Source organism: Nocardia sp. NPDC051570 (assembly GCF_044454005.1).
Taxonomy (GTDB): domain Bacteria; phylum Actinomycetota; class Actinomycetes; order Mycobacteriales; family Mycobacteriaceae; genus Nocardia.
Genome location: NZ_JBITDI010000026.1, coordinates 45,080 through 59,282, shown reverse-complemented (window position 1 = coordinate 59,282; position 14,203 = coordinate 45,080). Strand labels below are relative to the sequence as shown.

Sequence of the window (14,203 nt, the reverse complement as noted above, 5' to 3'; positions counted from 1 at the left end):
CCTATTCACTGGACGGTACGGCGAGATCTCCTTCGACGTACTGTGCCCGCCCGAATCCGAACGACCAATCAGCCGGTGTGTTTTCCATGATTCCGATGAACACGTCCGCGCCGTCGACGCCGATTCGGCCCAACTGCGTGCATACCGAGCGGAACAACTCCTGCTTGGTTTCGGTCGAACGGCCGGCCTGAGTGAAGATTTGAATCATCACGACACCGCTACTTCGGTCGAAACCCAGCCCGGCGTCGAGCGCAATCATTTGGCCCGCATCGTGTTCGGTGACGATCTGGAAGCGGTCCCGCGGTGGGATCGCGAACACCTCGACGATCGCGGTGTGCACGGCATCCGCGATCTGTTCCACCTCTCCGGCGGTACGGCCCGCAACGAGATCAATCCGAACGAGCGGCATCAGTTGATGCCTTCGAGGAGTCGGATGCCGTTGAAGTAGTTGCCTTGTACGGCGTGGGCTTCGAGGGTGGGGTGGAAGGGGTAGTACGGCTGGCCGATATCGGCCAGACCCGTCCAGTGGGTTTGTGGCGAGCACAGGTCGTGACCGATCCCGACCGGCTTCAGTGACCAGAAGCCGACGCCGAGTTCGGCGGCCGCCCCTTGGATGGCGTTGCTCAGGTTGTCGGTCATCAGATGTGCGTAGGCGGTGCGAAATTGCGGCCACGGAGAGTGGATGCCGAAGAAAGAGAAACAGACGAACGGCACACCGACCGGTGGTAGCGGGTCCTCATAGTCGACGAATCTGATCTGCGCCTTCGGTGCGGCCGCGCGCAGGGCGCCGATGATGTCGCCGCGGGCGCCGTGGGTCATCCGAGCGGCGAGATTCGGGCCGGTCATCACGGCGGCGTCGATGTACCCCGGATCGGTGCGTATGTCGCAGCCGCGGATGATATCGGTGAGGCACGTGGGCATCGTCTTGGCATAAGTCTGCTGACCGGGGAGCCAGACGTCGTTGGCGGAGATCTGGATGGTCACCAGCTTGGTGTTCGGCCCGAGCATGCCGTCGAAGGCCGCCTGATCGATCTGGGTGCGCAGATTGTTGATCGGTTCGGATTCGGTTGTCGCCGCCTGACAAGCGTAATCGGCCCAATCGCCGGTCTGCGGGTCGCCGAGCCCCCATCGGGCCGCCATGATCGACGGCCATCCGTAATTGCTGCGGGCGCAGTTCTGGAGGTTCGGCGGCGGCACCGTCTTGGGCTGCGGCTGAAAGGTCGGCAGGCCCAGTGGACCACCACCGCCAGCGTAAGGCGCCGCCGTCATGCTGTCGCCGAAGGCCACATATCGCACACCCGGCCCTGCGGCCGCCGCGACGGGCGTCACCGCACCGGCCAATGCCAAAGCCGTTGTCAGGCCGAGGCATACGCGCATGATCTTCATGAGGTTCCATCCTTTTCGCTCGGCCCGGCGCCACCGGGGATTATGGGTTCGGTTGTGGTGCATACGAAATCCGGATCAGCAGCCCTGCTCGTCGGCACCCAGGCCCGGCAGCACGGCAAGGGTGATCGGACCGCTGTCGTCGCAGGACGCGATCCGCAGTTGGAGCGCACCCGGGTCCGACACCCGGCGGCCACCACCGATCCGCACGTGGTAACCCTCGCGGTATTGCCGCTGCGGCACGGCCACGACAGTTTCGCTGCCCGCCGGGAATCGGCCACCACCGGTGGCCCGTGCCGGACTCCAGGAGTAATCGAATTCTTTTGTGCCGATGGCGAATGACCACGGTCCGGGGGTGCCGGCGGTGAGTTGCGGATACGGCCGGGCCAGGGCGTCGAGATTCGACTCACGGACATTGTCACCGCTGCGCGGTTTGCTCGCATCGATCACGATCGCCTGGGCGTCGGAGTCGTGCGCTACGGTCGCCGGGTCGCCACCCAGATAGGTCCAGTGGAACCAGCCGTTCCGATAGGCGTCGAAGATCGCCGCATTCGCACTCAACGCATCCGCCGCGCCGGTGGCTCCGAATTCGGTGACCACGGCCGGCACCTGCTGCTGGTCGGAGTACCGGTCCGCTTCGGCGGCTCCGGCCTGCCATTGCGGCTCACAGCCGGCGCCGCCACCGCCCTGCAATGCCGCGACCACACAGTAGGAGTTGTAGCCGTAGACGACATTGCGATCGGGCACCGATCCGAGATCCGGGCGGGCACCGTAGTTCGAGGTGATCAACGGCGCCAACCAGATCGGCGTCCGGGGATCACCCTGCCGAATGGCAGCGGTGACATCCCGGGTGAACGCCCGCAATCGGTCGATCTGCAAGGGTGGGCACGCGTTTGCCAGGCAAGCCAGGAAGGCCGCCCCGGTCGGCGGCTGGTTGAGCGGCCCGTATCCGATAACTCCCGCGGTGCCGGCGAAATAGGCGGCGACATGGCGCCACATCGCCAGGAATCGGTCCCGGATCCCGACCCCGTCGGTGGCGACCCTGTTCTCGTAGAAGTTATCGGTCGCCCGCCAGAACGCGACGTTGGACAGGTTGGCGCCGACCAGATCGTGGGCCCCGTCGGGCAATCCGTCATCGATCGTCGCCCAATCCGGTGCGCCGTCACCGCCGTATTTCGCCGACCAGATGTCCTGGTGCATCTCGAGCAGGGTGGTGACGCCGTATTGATTCAGGACAGTGACAGTTCGCGCGATATCGGCCAGATATTCGTCGTCGTATACCCCTGGAGCCGGTTCGATCGCCGCCCAGAAAAGGGTTATCCGAACGGCATCGAACCCTTCGCGAGCAAGTAGCTGTGCGTCATCGGCATTGAATCCTGCGGCAGACGGTAGATAAGGAGGACGCTTGTGAGCGATATTTTCTCCGTGCGGAATGAAGACACGGCCAGATCGATCGACCAGCCACTTTCCAGATACCTGAACTGGAGTCTCCATCTTTTCATACCTGAGGTCCGATTCCTGCCCGAAGGCGATACCGGACGAGATGGCAAGCAGCGCAACAGTCGTGGCGATGACGCAAATCCCCTCGAGAAAGGGTGCGCGACGGTCTGCTTTCATGTCGATGACATTATCATCGGAATATCGCTTCGATCGGTTATCTGAAAGTTAGCCATGGGTATGGCTAAAATCCTTACCTTCACCTCTCCGGCAACCGGCCACCTGTATCCGATTGCCCCCTTTTTAGTCGAACTGGTAAAGCGCGGCCACGAGGTCACAGTGATGACCTTGCCGGGCTCCGGGCGTGCGCTGATCCCGCTCGGTATCACCATCCGGGACTTACCTCCGGCGTTGGCGGAGGACACCCTCAATGACTGGGGAGCTCGATCCCGGCCAGGATCGGGTCCACATCCCGACAACTGCCACACCGGGCTCCCAGTGTCTTGCCAGGCTCGGCGACCACGCTGAGAGGTATGGACCTCGCAGCGCTGATCACCGCGTTCGTGGTCGCTATCCTTCCGGTAGCCCCCACGGAACCGACGCTGGTCGGGCTGGGCGCTCTCGCATCGGTGATGCATGTGTCGCCGATCGACGTGATCGTGGTCGGAGGACTGGGATGCTCGGTGTCGGATCACTTGCTCTATGCCGTCGGTCGCTGGGGTGGCACCCGGGTGCTCGGTTGGCTGTCACGTCGTCGCGCGATCGGCCGCGCGACGACATGGCTGGTCGACGGGGCCGAACACTGGGGTGTTCCGATGTTGGTCGGGGCACGCTGGCTTCCTGCCGGGGGTAGTGCAGGCTCCGTGCTCGCCGGAACTCTTCGCTGGAGGTTGCGCCGGTTCACCCCGGTCTCGCTGACAGGCTCACTGCTCTGGGCGTGTTATGCCACGATGCTCGGCTATCTCGGAAGTACGTTCACTGGCAACCCCCTTGCAGGACTCGCGATTTCGTTGATCATCGCCGTGATCGTCGGGCTGGCGGTACGTCCGTTGCTCCACCGGCATACTCACACCGGTCCCGCACCGGACAGCGGCGTAACAGTCGAGCCGACCCTGGTCACTGCATGACCGACTCTCTCGGTCAGATTGCGGCTCGGCACATTCCATACTCGGAATCGATCCCGGCGATGGCGAGGACGCGAACCGGAGTCCGACCATCGGCGAGCCGGGATAGCGGGCCACGCCTGAACGGCGAATCGTCGCGGACCGATTCGGTCTTGTAGAGCCCAATTGTGGTCTCGGCCAATGTCACCGGAGACACTGGTGGCCGATTCCGGCTCCCGCCGAAATCCATTGGATCACTTAACGATTCAACGGCTGCCTGCGGCCGGTGCCGATGCGTCGAGACGGATCTATGGAGCGCCTGCCGTCGTATTCGATTGTTTCCGCAGCTCAGCAGCCATTCAGAGATACGGTGTCCGCACGCGCGATAAGCCGGAAACGACACCTGATGGATTCGCGCGTTCGGCAGCTGATTCTTTGGGATTCGTGCAATCTCCGGTCGGCCGGTCGATGCGGCGCAGGATTCGAGGGTGGGCTTCGATCGGCAAGCTCACCGCAGTCGAAGGGAGAGTCTCATGGCTGAACGTTTATCGGGTCGCACTGCCTTGGTGACTGGTTCGACCAGTGGTATCGGTCGGGCAATCGCGGAGGCGTTCGCCACCGAGGGCGCCCATATCGTCGTCAGTGGCCGCCGACTCGAGGAAGGCGCGAAGGTGGTGGCTGGTATCCGCGAACGCGGCGGAACGGCGGAGTTCGTCGCTGCCGACCTCGCACAGGGAGCCGAGACGATCACCGTGCTGGCCGCCGAGGCCGCCGTCGCGGCAGGCGGGCGGATCGACATCCTGGTCAACAACGCCGGCTACATCGGCGAAGGCGGCCCCAGTGTCGATTTCACCGAGGACGCGATCGACACGGCGCTCGCCACAAACATCAAGGCGCCGTTTCTGCTTACCGCCGCGCTGGTCCCGGGAATGGTCGGCAATGGTGGTGGCACGGTCATCAACATCGGGTCGTCCAACGCGATTATCGGCATGCCAGGTTACGCAATGTATGGGGCGACCAAGGCGGCACTGCATTCGTTGACGACATCGTGGGCTGCGGAATTGGGGCCACTGAGAGTCCGGGTGAACACGATCGCGCCGGGGCCGACGGCCACCGAAGCAAACGAACCGAACCTCGACATGATGGAGCTACTGATGGCCGGTGTTCCGAGCAGGAGACTCTCGCAGGCCGAGGAGATCGCCGCCGCCGCACTGTTCCTGGCCTGCGACGAATCGGCCAACGTGCACGGCGCCACCATCTCGGTCGACGGCGGTCTGACCGCGGCTCTCTGGTTGCGAGGAGCACCACCCGAGATTGGTTGAGCGTGTGTCGGACGCAGGCTCCTGCCACGAACGGTCGTGTCAGGACGAGCATGGAGAGTCCCGATCCGACGAGCTGGTTCGAGGCGGCGCGTCGTTGCGCCGAAAGGTTCGAACACCGGCCTCGGACACCTATGGCACCGGACGAAAGTCTTGGTGGGAGTGGACCGGCCGCGCAGCATCATCGTTTCATACGGCCGCCACCAACGGGTTTCGGTGTCAGCGGCGTCAATCGTGTTGTGGGCAGCCAAGACCCGTTCAGGCACGGTCTTCGTGACCCAACGGGCATCGCCGGAGGCGATGAGGGCGACGATGTCTCCGACATCGCCGACCCGGTTGAACACCAAGGCGTTCGGCGATAGCGCGCCGATGCCCCTGCCGCCGCCGGTGACCAATGCTGTCTTGCCCGTGAGCTGGCTCATTGTCGTGCTCCTCATGCGTTGGCCGAGGATTTCTCATCTCTACTCGCCTATTCCGGAAAGGGGGCGCGGCGGATCATGAAGGACACCGTCCCTGCCCGGTCGGCGTGCCGGACCCGGCCATCCGGCACGGCCCTCGCTTCGGCGCGCATTGCGGCTACAAGGTTGCGTTTCAAGCCATGCCTCGGATGCTTGCCCAACAGCTCCGTCACCCAGGCCGGGTCGAACTCCTCCATTCGTCGGCCGATGGCGTCGACCGAGGATCCGGCGAGTACGAAGGCGGCCGGATCATCAAGGCCTGCACCGGGAGTCAGGTGCCCACACCCCGCCGCCCCGACAGCCTCTGCCCAGTCCGGATCCGCTCCCCAACTCCGGGCCAACTCGGCGGCGCGCGCTCCACTGACATAGGCGAAGCACTGTCCCGGCGTGGGCGTGTCCAGGGTCAGATCATGCAGCAGCGACGATACATACACCAACTCGTCATCGACACGGGCTCCGTCGATTCCGGCGAGCACCCGCCCGAAGAAATAGCTCCGATAGGAATGCTCGAGCAGGTACGGACTCAACGACTCCCTGGCCTCCTCTTCCGCCTGTCGGGCCAGCCTGGAGTCCGGAATCGTGGCGAGATCGGTCCGCCCGGTGCCGCGCGTACCCAGGCGGTAACGCAGGGCACTGGCGACCGCCGCTGGGGTTTCCTTGGCAACCATCCGAGTCAGCTGCCGTTTCTGCCGCGCCGTCAAATTTCCCGACGAGCTTTTAGCCCATTCCCAATTCAATATCTCATCGTTCATGGAATAGGGCTTCTTCCTCAGGTTCTCGGTGTCAGATCGACGAAAGTATCTGTCACGTGCTGCGTGTCCATGTACTCGCGAATAGAATGGATCTTGCCGTCCCGCACCTCGATCAGGAAGTGATATTGGTTGCTGTAATTCTTGCCGTTAACGACCTCCGCATGGGATTCGGCTTCCATCGCCACCTTGTCTCCTTCGGCGGTGAAGCCCACCGGAGTCACCACCAATCCGTTCGGGAATATCGACGGGAAGGTGTTGAACGAATCAATCATTTGAATCTTGTTTATGGTGCCTGCCCAGATGTTGCGACCCGGTTCGCCGTTCGTCCACCAGGTCACATCGTCGGACAGTAGGGCCGACGCTTCCTCGGGACGACCTCCAGTAAACAGTTCGAAGAACCGGCCGACCAATTCTTTATTCTCAGCTACTCCCATACCAACGATCATGACGCTACACCGATAGCTGGACGGAAAATGCATGAAACCAGCGTTCCGAGCACCTCTACGCAGGAATCCATCATGGGCCAGTCGACCCTGCGCGCGAGGCCGGCTCAGGCGACGTCTGGTTCGTCGGCCGGGTAGGGCGGAGCGGGCTCGTACTGTATTCGGCGGCGCAACCGCGCGGGCGTGATCCCTGCCGTACAAGCGACCGACCAACCACAGCACCGTTCTCTATCTTCGGAAGTCGGCCATAGCGGCTCAGCGATGGTGTAGCGCCCGCTCATCCGGGGAGGCGGTCGGCCAGATCGTTGCGCATCGCGTATTCCACGCCGGGATCGGCGGGAAGTGACCACTGGGATCCTACGAAATACTTTGCCGCCGCCTGGTCGCCCTTGGCGATGTATTGCATCCACGCCAAGGTGATGGGGGCAAACGGATTGTTCCCGATGCTATCCATCGGCTTGGTGTGGTTGGCTCCCCTGATACACGCGAGGTACGCGGGAACCGTCACCGTCAGGTTGTATTGCGCCAATCTGGGCCAGCCCCAGTGCCACACGAATGCGTCGTTGCAGCCGGTGAGATAGAGGGTGGGAACGTTGAGCAGACTGCCGAGCGCGATCGGTCCCGGCTCAATGGGAACCTCACCGATAATCTGCAGCGCCGGATCGATCTGCTGATACTCACTCGGCGAGACGCTCGCGCCGAGTTCGGTCGCCTGACCGCCTCCGGAGTGCCCCACGAGAATGGTCCGGCCGAGATCGAGCTTGCCGAACATCACGTTCTTCGGATCCGAGTTGGCCTGAGCGAGTCCCTGGGCGCCACGCAGCGGCAGCTCCGGCCAGAGATTTACCAAATCGTACGGAACCGCGATGACGTAGCCGTAGCTTGCCCAGAAGCGCAAGCTCGAGTCGTAATATCCTGGTTCCGTATTAGAGCCCGGAGAGAAGATGAGCGACGGAACTCGACTCATTTCCGCGATATCTTTCGGATAATAGAACATGATACCGGTCTGCGAATCATTCCCTGACGGATAGATGTCGGTGCACGTCAATTCCGACTGATTGCCGAAAAAGCGCACCGCTCTATCGAGCAGCGCGGAGTAAACGGAATCGCAGCTGTGCACGGCGAGGGTTTGCGCAGTCTCGTGCGGCCCGAATTCGCTGTACTGACTCAGCGGTATGGTCCCGGGTGCGAATCCGTCGTCCGCGGACGCGGCGGGCGCATAGCCGATCGAGAGGCCCGCAACTATCGCAATCGCCGCGAACAATACAGAACGCTGCCGTAGTCGAGATGAGTGCATCTCCACTCCCTTCATCGGGATCACCTGACGGGCAGATCTACCGCACCCTCGCCGAGCTTGTCAGGACAGCTGGTGATGGAATCCGGATCGGCAAGGTCAGGGCTTGTAACTCCCTCAGACGAAGGCGCTGAGGCCGGTGATGGCGCGAGCTACAACGAGAGTGTTGATTTCCCTGGTTCCTTCGAAGGACGGGAGCATGACCGGATACGGAGGCGCTGTGCCCAGAAGGTCGCGGTAAAGTGCCGGTGGTTGATGCGTGTCACCGGTCGTCGCCGCAAGGTGTTGGATTCTTCGAATCACGTTCGACTACTTTCCGAATGCCTTTGTTCGATACCTGAGCTTCGAATGTGGCCCTATCGCGCGGCAACCGGTTCGCCCTCGGCCACCGCTGGGAGCGCATTGGGCCGCAGCGCGGTGACGATGAGCCCACCGATCAAGACGATCCCGCTCACCCACCAGAAGACGGTGCTGTAGCTCTCGACCTGCGCGTGCGCCAGCACGACCTGGCTCGGTGTCTTGCCTGCCAGATAGTTGGTCGCCGCGGTCGCTGCGATGGTGCTCAGGAGCGCGGTGCCGATCGAGCCGCCGATCTGCTGGCTGGTGTTGACCATCGCCGAGGCAACGCCCGTGTCGTCGGGATGGACGGCTGTGGTCGCGCCCTGCAGCGACACCGAGGTCACCGCGCCGTATCCGCAGCCGAGCACGATGAGCCCGGGCAGGACGTGCCCGATGTAGCTGCTGTCCACCGTGATCTGGGTGAGCAGTGCCATGCCGATCGCGGAAATCAGGAATCCGGCACCGACGGTCGCCTTGACTCCCAGCCGCGGCAGCACCACCGCCGGTGTCGTGGTCGCTGTCAGTACGATCGCGGCCACCATCGGCAGGAACGCGATACCGCTCTTCAGTGGTGAGTAGCCGAGGATCAGCTGCAGGTAGTAGCTGATGAACAGGAAGATCGCGAACATCGCGATGCTCACGGTGAAGACGCTGAGGTAGGAGCCGGCTCGGCTGCGGTTCAGTACGACTCGTAGCGGGAGTAGTGGGTTGACGACCTGGGTCTGCAGCCGGGCGAACACGACCAGGAGCACCACACCGACGACAAGGAACCCGATCGTGGCGCCGTTGGACCAGCCGTGCGAGTTGGCGCGAGAGAATCCGTAGACGATGCTGAACAATCCCGCGGTGACCGTCACGGTGCCGGGCACGTCGAGAACCCGCTTCTGGTGCGCGACGTGGCGAGGCAACAACAGCACGGCGCCGGCCAACGCGACACCGGCAAACGCGAGATTGATGTACAAGGCCCAGCGCCACGACGCGAATTCGGTCACGGCGCCGCCGAGCAGCAGACCGACCGCCGCGCCCATCGCCATGATCGCACTGAAGACGCCGAACGCCTTGGCTCGGTCCGACTGCTCGGTGAAGGTGACCGTCAACAGGGACAGAGCCGCGGGTGCCAGCAGCGCGGCGAACACGCCTTGACCGACCCTGGCGCCGACCAGCATATCGAAATTCTGGGCCGCGCCGCCGATCGCGGAGGCGGTCGCGAAACCGACCAGGCCGGCGATGAACGCGTTACGGCGGCCGAAGATGTCGCCGATCCGTCCTCCGAACAGCAGCAGGCTACCGAACGCCAAGGCATAGCCGGTGACCACCCACTGCCGATCCCCTGCGGAAAACCCGAGGTCCTTCTGCGCTTCGGGCAGCGCGATGTTCATGACAGTCGTGTCGAGCACGACCATCAGCTGCGCGATGCCGAGTATCGCGAGTATCCACCAGCGCTTCGCGTCGGTGCCCAGAACAGCTTTCGTCGCATGGGGTGAGGTCCCCGATCCGAGCGCATTGGCAGCCATGGTTCCCCTCGAGTAGTTGGGCAACGGAGGCGTTCTCCGCCTCTACGCTACGAATTTGCTCCACATCGAACAGCTGGCCGGAAAATGCAGGAAAATAGCGCGATGAGCAGTCGGACGCACGAATCCCTCGGGCTCGACGAGCATGACCTGGCCCTCGTCAATGCATTGCAGATCTACCCCCGCGCCCCGTGGACCCTCCTCGGGCCGATCCTGGAACTCGACCCCGCCACGTTGACCCGCCGCTGGGCGCGCCTGACCGATGGCGGTTACGCGTGGATCACTACGGCGGCCACACAGGCCTACATCGATCAAGCGTGCACCGCCATGGTGGAGATCAAATGTGTTCCCGGGCAAGCGTTGCAGGCGGCCACCACGCTGGCTCAGGATCCGCAGACGGTCACGATCGATCGGCTGGCAGGCGATCAGGACCTGCTGCTGACCGTTTTCACTGCCGACCTACCCGCGATGGAGCGCTACATCAGCAACCGGCTCGGTCGACTGCCCGGCGCGCGAGATATCGCCAGCCACATCATGATCCGCCACTTCTCCGGATCGGGATCCTGGCGTCTCGACGCCCTCGACCGCGACCAGACCGCCCGCATCGAACGCGCCGTCCAGCACCCCTCACCTCAGCCGGGAGAGCTCGAGACCCGCGACCGGGAAATGCTGCAGTTGCTCCACACCGACGGCCGACGCAGCTACGTGGAACTCGCCCACCATCTCGGTGTGAGTCCCATGACCGCGCAACGGCGTCTGGCCAGGCTGGAGGCCATCGGCTACCTCGCGTGGCGATGCGACTTCGCCCGACCCCTCGTGGGCTGGCCCGTGACGGCGATCTACCGGGCCGCCGCGCCCACCGGCCATACCACCGATACGGCCCGCACACTCGTCCAGTTTCCCGAAACCCGATTTTGCGTGACACTCGCCGGCCAGGACAACATTGTCCTGGCCGCCTACCTGCACTCCATCGCCGACGCCGACCGATTCGAAGCCGAGGTGTCGGCGCGGCTACCCCAACTGACCATCCGCGATCGAGCCATCGTGTACCACACGGTGAAGGCCTACAGTCGGCTCCTGGACCCGCAGGGCCGCAGTATCGGCACCATTCCGCCGAACCTCCTGCTGCCCGACCCCTCCACCGCGAACTCCTGATACCGCGTCAGTGACAACGGGCCGAAGACGGCCAGGAGCTACGGTCCGACGGCACTGCCAGCGTGGCGAGTAGGTACGACTCGCCACGCTGGCAGCAACCGCACATGGCGACGTAAGCCGGTCAATGCCCTTGTCGAGGCCGGAGGGATTCGTGCGCCCAAATATTCCATCGTGTTGGTTCCGTGCATCTCCGTTCAGATTGCCGACATGGGACCACATTCGAAACATAACCCTCGAGGTAGGCGGCAACCGCGTACCTGTTCTCGACGCGGGTTTCGCCCGACAGCAGCAAATCGAGGAAATCCATGATCAACCTACGAACGGAGCAGCAATCATGAGTGATGGATTGGTTCTTGTCACCGGGGGTTCGGGATTCGTTGGTGCACACTGCATCGTGCAACTCCTGAACGCGGGCTATCGGGTGCGGACGACGGTCCGCTCGCTCGAGCGTGCAGCCGAAGTGCGCGCGATGGTGGCCACCGGCGGAGCCGAGCCGGGCGACACGCTCTCGTTCGCCGCCGCCGATCTCACCTCCGACGCGGGCTGGCCCGCGGCGGTCGCCGATTGCGATTTTGTGCTGCACGTCGCTTCACCGTTCCCCGCCGGCATCCCGAAACACGAGGACGAACTTGTCGTCCCGGCACGCGAAGGCGCGCTGCGGGTGCTGCGAGCCGCCCGGGACGCTGGCGTCAAACGGGTAGTGCTGACCTCCTCGTTCGTCGCGATCAGCTACGGCCATCCGCCTACGGATCGGCCTTTTACCGAACAAGACTGGACCCACCCGGACCATGCCAGGATCGGCGCCTACGTGAAATCGAAAACCCTGGCCGAGCGCGCAGCGTGGGACTTCATAGCCAGTGAAGGCGGCGCTTTGGAACTCGCGGTCATCAATCCGGTCAGCGTGTTCGGGCCCGTGCTCGGACCGGATTACTCGAGCTCCATCCAGTTCGTGAAGCGCTTGCTGGAAGGCGCGCTACCCGGCGTCCTCGGCCTGTCCATTTCCGTCGTCGATGTCCGCGATATCGCTGACCTGCACCTGCGCGCCATGATCAGTCCCGAGGCCAACGGTGAGCGATTCGTCGGCGTCGCAGGCGCCAGCATGACCATGCGGGAAATCGCCGATGTGTTACGAGCAGGTATGGGTGACGCGGCGAGCCGGGTCCCGACCAGAGTGCTACCCAACTGGCTGGTGCGGCTCGCCTCGGTAGTCGATCCGCCACTCAAACAGGTCGTCCCCGATTTGGGCCGGTCCACGAACGGAAGCAACGAAAAGGCCAGGCGGCTGCTCGGATGGGCGCCGCGATCCAACGAAGAGGCCATCATCGCGACCGCCGAGAGCCTAGTGCAACTCGGATTGCTGCAGAACTCGCAAGAGGCGGCATAAGAGGGATTCTTGGGCCTCACTTGCTCATCGTGTTGGTTCCCTGCATTTTCGTTCGGATTGCCGACATGGGACCACATTCGAAACATAAGCATCGAGAAAAGCGGTAACTGCATCGCAGAAACGACTAGCAGAAGGACGAAACCATGAGCGCGGATTCTAGAGACCTAGCTCCTGAACATCGGTATTCTTCGTTGCGCGGCAGGTTCGGTATCCGGGTGGGCGCAGTGGCCGTTACGGTCGCTGCGTTGTTGACTGGATACACCCTCGCAGTGCAGGTCCAGGCGAACGCGGCGCCGCAGATCCCGCAGGACGATCCGTTCTACCTGCCGCCGCCGGATTTCGCGGACACCGCGCCGGGCACGATCCTGCGGTCCCGGGACGTGCCGTTGGCGGTGTTGACGGCGCTGCCGATAAAAACGCAGTCCTGGCAGTTGCTCTACCGAACTACCGACCTTTTCGGCAAACCAGATGCCACAGTCACCACGGTGCTGCTTCCCTTTGGCGCACAACCGGATCCGAAGCGTCCGTTGCTATCGCATCAGGCCTTCTACGACAGCGCCAACCCGGCATGCGGGCCGTCGTACGTGTTGCGGCAGGACGCCGGAACCTACGGTGCGGAAGGAATGCTTACCCATTGCTGAGCATCGCAGCAGAATTGCAGCGGGGCTGGGCGGTGTCCTTGTCCGATTACGAGGGCATGCACGGCCACTTGGCCGCCGCCGAAGAGCCGGGCTATATGACGCTGGACGGCATCCGCGCCGCTGAACAGTTCGCCCCGCTCGGCCTCGGCAAAAGCACCAAGGTGGCGCTGTGGGGGTACTCCGGCGGTGGCCTGGCGACCGGCTGGGCGGCCGAGATGTACAGCGGCTACGCCCCCGAACTCAACGTAGTCGGCACCGCGATGGGTGGTCCCCCCTCCGATGTGCGCGCTTTGTTGGCCAGCAACGGGACTGCGAGCGCGGGCCTGATCGGCCTCGGACTCTCATCACTGGCCAATGCGTACCCCGATTTCGGCGCGGCATTGAGTGCGCACCTGACGCCCGAGGGTGCCGCGGAGATGCAAAAGATTCGGTCGCAATGCGGGTTCCGTAACTTTGCCGAGCAAACGTTCACCGACTACAACAAATACCTGAACATCCCGATCAGCCAATTCATCGAGCTGCCCCCGGTGAAAACGACTTTCGACGCGACCACCCTGGGCGCGAACGCACCCGCCATGCCCCTGTACGTGTATCAGGCAGTATTCGACGAGATGGTGCCGGTGGCCACGACCGATCGGATGGTCGAACAATACTGTGCGGCAGGCACATCGGTGACCTACAAGCGTGACCATGCGAGCGAGCACGGCAGTCTGGCCCTCACGGGGATGTACGACGCGATCGACTGGCTCGCACAACGCCTCGACACCGACATGCCGAAGCCCGCTGGATGCAGCACCCAAAACGTGTTGACCACTGCAGCCGAGCCCGGCGTCCCACAATCAATGCTCGACGCGGCCAAGGCCGCCATCGACTTAGGGCTTGGACTGCCCATCGGCCCGAACTGATCGGCCGAAAATCGTCCTTCATAAGGGAGAAAGGCTGAAACTTCTTGCACTGCAAGCAGTTTCAGCTTCTTCGGTGTCC

Annotated in this window: 14 protein-coding genes; 7 read left to right on the top strand and 7 right to left on the bottom strand. The window is 63.3% G+C overall.

Annotation, left to right across the window (positions count from 1 at the left end; genetic code table 11):
- Position 1: 1 nt before the first annotated feature.
- The 3 genes from ACIA76_RS39600 to ACIA76_RS39590 all read right to left on the bottom strand — a co-directional run bounded on the left by ACIA76_RS39600 (position 2) and on the right by ACIA76_RS39590 (position 2,877).
- Entirely contained in the window at positions 2-409 is a 408-nt protein-coding gene (locus ACIA76_RS39600; protein WP_397160011.1) for a tautomerase family protein, read from the bottom strand.
- The gene (locus ACIA76_RS39595) at positions 409-1,386 is read right to left on the bottom strand and encodes an SGNH/GDSL hydrolase family protein (protein WP_397160009.1); all 978 of its coding nucleotides are present in this window, start codon (positions 1,384-1,386) and stop codon (positions 409-411) included. Before ACIA76_RS39595 ends, ACIA76_RS39600 begins: the two co-directional genes overlap by 1 nt.
- Positions 1,387-1,461: 75 nt before the next feature.
- Entirely contained in the window at positions 1,462-2,877 is a 1,416-nt protein-coding gene (locus ACIA76_RS39590; RefSeq protein WP_397160007.1) for a cellulase family glycosylhydrolase, read from the bottom strand.
- On the opposite strand from ACIA76_RS39590, the gene ACIA76_RS39585 reads away from it, so the two are divergent.
- The 3 genes from ACIA76_RS39585 (at position 2,791) to ACIA76_RS39575 (ending at position 5,245) form a co-directional block, all read left to right on the top strand.
- Positions 2,791-3,045: a hypothetical protein gene (locus ACIA76_RS39585; RefSeq protein WP_397160049.1), complete on the top strand. Its 255-nt coding sequence runs from the start codon at positions 2,791-2,793 to the stop codon at positions 3,043-3,045. The two genes, ACIA76_RS39590 and ACIA76_RS39585, sit on opposite strands and share 87 nt — an antisense overlap.
- A gap of 308 nt (positions 3,046-3,353) precedes the next feature.
- Positions 3,354-3,947 (top strand): DedA family protein, encoded by a 594-nt coding sequence (locus ACIA76_RS39580; protein WP_397160005.1) that lies wholly within the window; start codon positions 3,354-3,356, stop codon positions 3,945-3,947.
- A 509-nt stretch (positions 3,948-4,456) separates the two neighbouring features.
- Positions 4,457-5,245, top strand: a complete 789-nt coding sequence (locus ACIA76_RS39575) for an SDR family NAD(P)-dependent oxidoreductase (RefSeq protein ID WP_397160003.1) — start codon at positions 4,457-4,459, stop codon at positions 5,243-5,245.
- A gap of 466 nt (positions 5,246-5,711) precedes the next feature.
- On the opposite strand, the gene ACIA76_RS39570 is transcribed toward ACIA76_RS39575, so the two are convergent.
- The 4 genes from ACIA76_RS39570 to ACIA76_RS39555 form a co-directional block, all read right to left on the bottom strand.
- Positions 5,712-6,452 (bottom strand): phosphohydrolase, encoded by a 741-nt coding sequence (locus ACIA76_RS39570; protein WP_397160001.1) that lies wholly within the window; start codon positions 6,450-6,452, stop codon positions 5,712-5,714.
- Between the two features lie 17 nt (positions 6,453-6,469).
- Positions 6,470-6,886, bottom strand: a complete 417-nt coding sequence (locus tag ACIA76_RS39565) for a nuclear transport factor 2 family protein (RefSeq protein WP_397159999.1) — start codon at positions 6,884-6,886, stop codon at positions 6,470-6,472.
- 286 nt (positions 6,887-7,172) lie between these two features.
- Positions 7,173-8,207 (bottom strand): hypothetical protein, encoded by a 1,035-nt coding sequence (locus ACIA76_RS39560; protein WP_397159997.1) that lies wholly within the window; start codon positions 8,205-8,207, stop codon positions 7,173-7,175.
- 338 nt (positions 8,208-8,545) lie between these two features.
- Positions 8,546-10,042 (bottom strand): MFS transporter, encoded by a 1,497-nt coding sequence (locus ACIA76_RS39555; protein WP_397159995.1) that lies wholly within the window; start codon positions 10,040-10,042, stop codon positions 8,546-8,548.
- A 102-nt stretch (positions 10,043-10,144) separates the two neighbouring features.
- On the opposite strand from ACIA76_RS39555, the gene ACIA76_RS39550 reads away from it, so the two are divergent.
- From ACIA76_RS39550 to ACIA76_RS39535, 4 genes are all read left to right on the top strand, one after another.
- Positions 10,145-11,194 (top strand): Lrp/AsnC family transcriptional regulator, encoded by a 1,050-nt coding sequence (locus ACIA76_RS39550; protein WP_397159993.1) that lies wholly within the window; start codon positions 10,145-10,147, stop codon positions 11,192-11,194.
- Between the two features lie 346 nt (positions 11,195-11,540).
- Positions 11,541-12,578 (top strand): SDR family oxidoreductase, encoded by a 1,038-nt coding sequence (locus ACIA76_RS39545; RefSeq protein WP_397159991.1) that lies wholly within the window; start codon positions 11,541-11,543, stop codon positions 12,576-12,578.
- Between the two features lie 215 nt (positions 12,579-12,793).
- On the top strand, positions 12,794-13,219 hold the full coding sequence (locus ACIA76_RS39540) for a hypothetical protein (RefSeq protein WP_397159989.1): 426 nt from the start codon (positions 12,794-12,796) through the stop codon (positions 13,217-13,219).
- A complete protein-coding gene (locus tag ACIA76_RS39535) occupies positions 13,213-14,124 on the top strand; it encodes a lipase family protein (protein ID WP_397159987.1) in 912 nt (303 codons plus the stop codon). Before ACIA76_RS39540 ends, ACIA76_RS39535 begins: the two co-directional genes overlap by 7 nt.
- Positions 14,125-14,203 lie beyond the last annotated feature (79 nt).

Bases quoted from the DNA above. Each gene is read 5' to 3' on its own strand.
- ACIA76_RS39600 (WP_397160011.1), bottom strand. From the start codon at position 409: ATGCCGCTCGTTCGGATTGATCTCGTTGCGGGCCGTACCGCCGGAGAG.
- ACIA76_RS39595 (WP_397160009.1), bottom strand. From the start codon at position 1,386: ATGAAGATCATGCGCGTATGCCTCGGCCTGACAACGGCTTTGGCATTG.
- ACIA76_RS39590 (WP_397160007.1), bottom strand. From the start codon at position 2,877: ATGGAGACTCCAGTTCAGGTATCTGGAAAGTGGCTGGTCGATCGATCT.
- ACIA76_RS39580 (WP_397160005.1), top strand. From the start codon at position 3,354: ATGGACCTCGCAGCGCTGATCACCGCGTTCGTGGTCGCTATCCTTCCG.
- ACIA76_RS39575 (WP_397160003.1), top strand. From the start codon at position 4,457: ATGGCTGAACGTTTATCGGGTCGCACTGCCTTGGTGACTGGTTCGACC.
- ACIA76_RS39570 (WP_397160001.1), bottom strand. From the start codon at position 6,452: ATGAACGATGAGATATTGAATTGGGAATGGGCTAAAAGCTCGTCGGGA.
- ACIA76_RS39565 (WP_397159999.1), bottom strand. From the start codon at position 6,886: ATGGGAGTAGCTGAGAATAAAGAATTGGTCGGCCGGTTCTTCGAACTG.
- ACIA76_RS39560 (WP_397159997.1), bottom strand. From the start codon at position 8,207: ATGAAGGGAGTGGAGATGCACTCATCTCGACTACGGCAGCGTTCTGTA.
- ACIA76_RS39555 (WP_397159995.1), bottom strand. From the start codon at position 10,042: ATGGCTGCCAATGCGCTCGGATCGGGGACCTCACCCCATGCGACGAAA.
- ACIA76_RS39550 (WP_397159993.1), top strand. From the start codon at position 10,145: ATGAGCAGTCGGACGCACGAATCCCTCGGGCTCGACGAGCATGACCTG.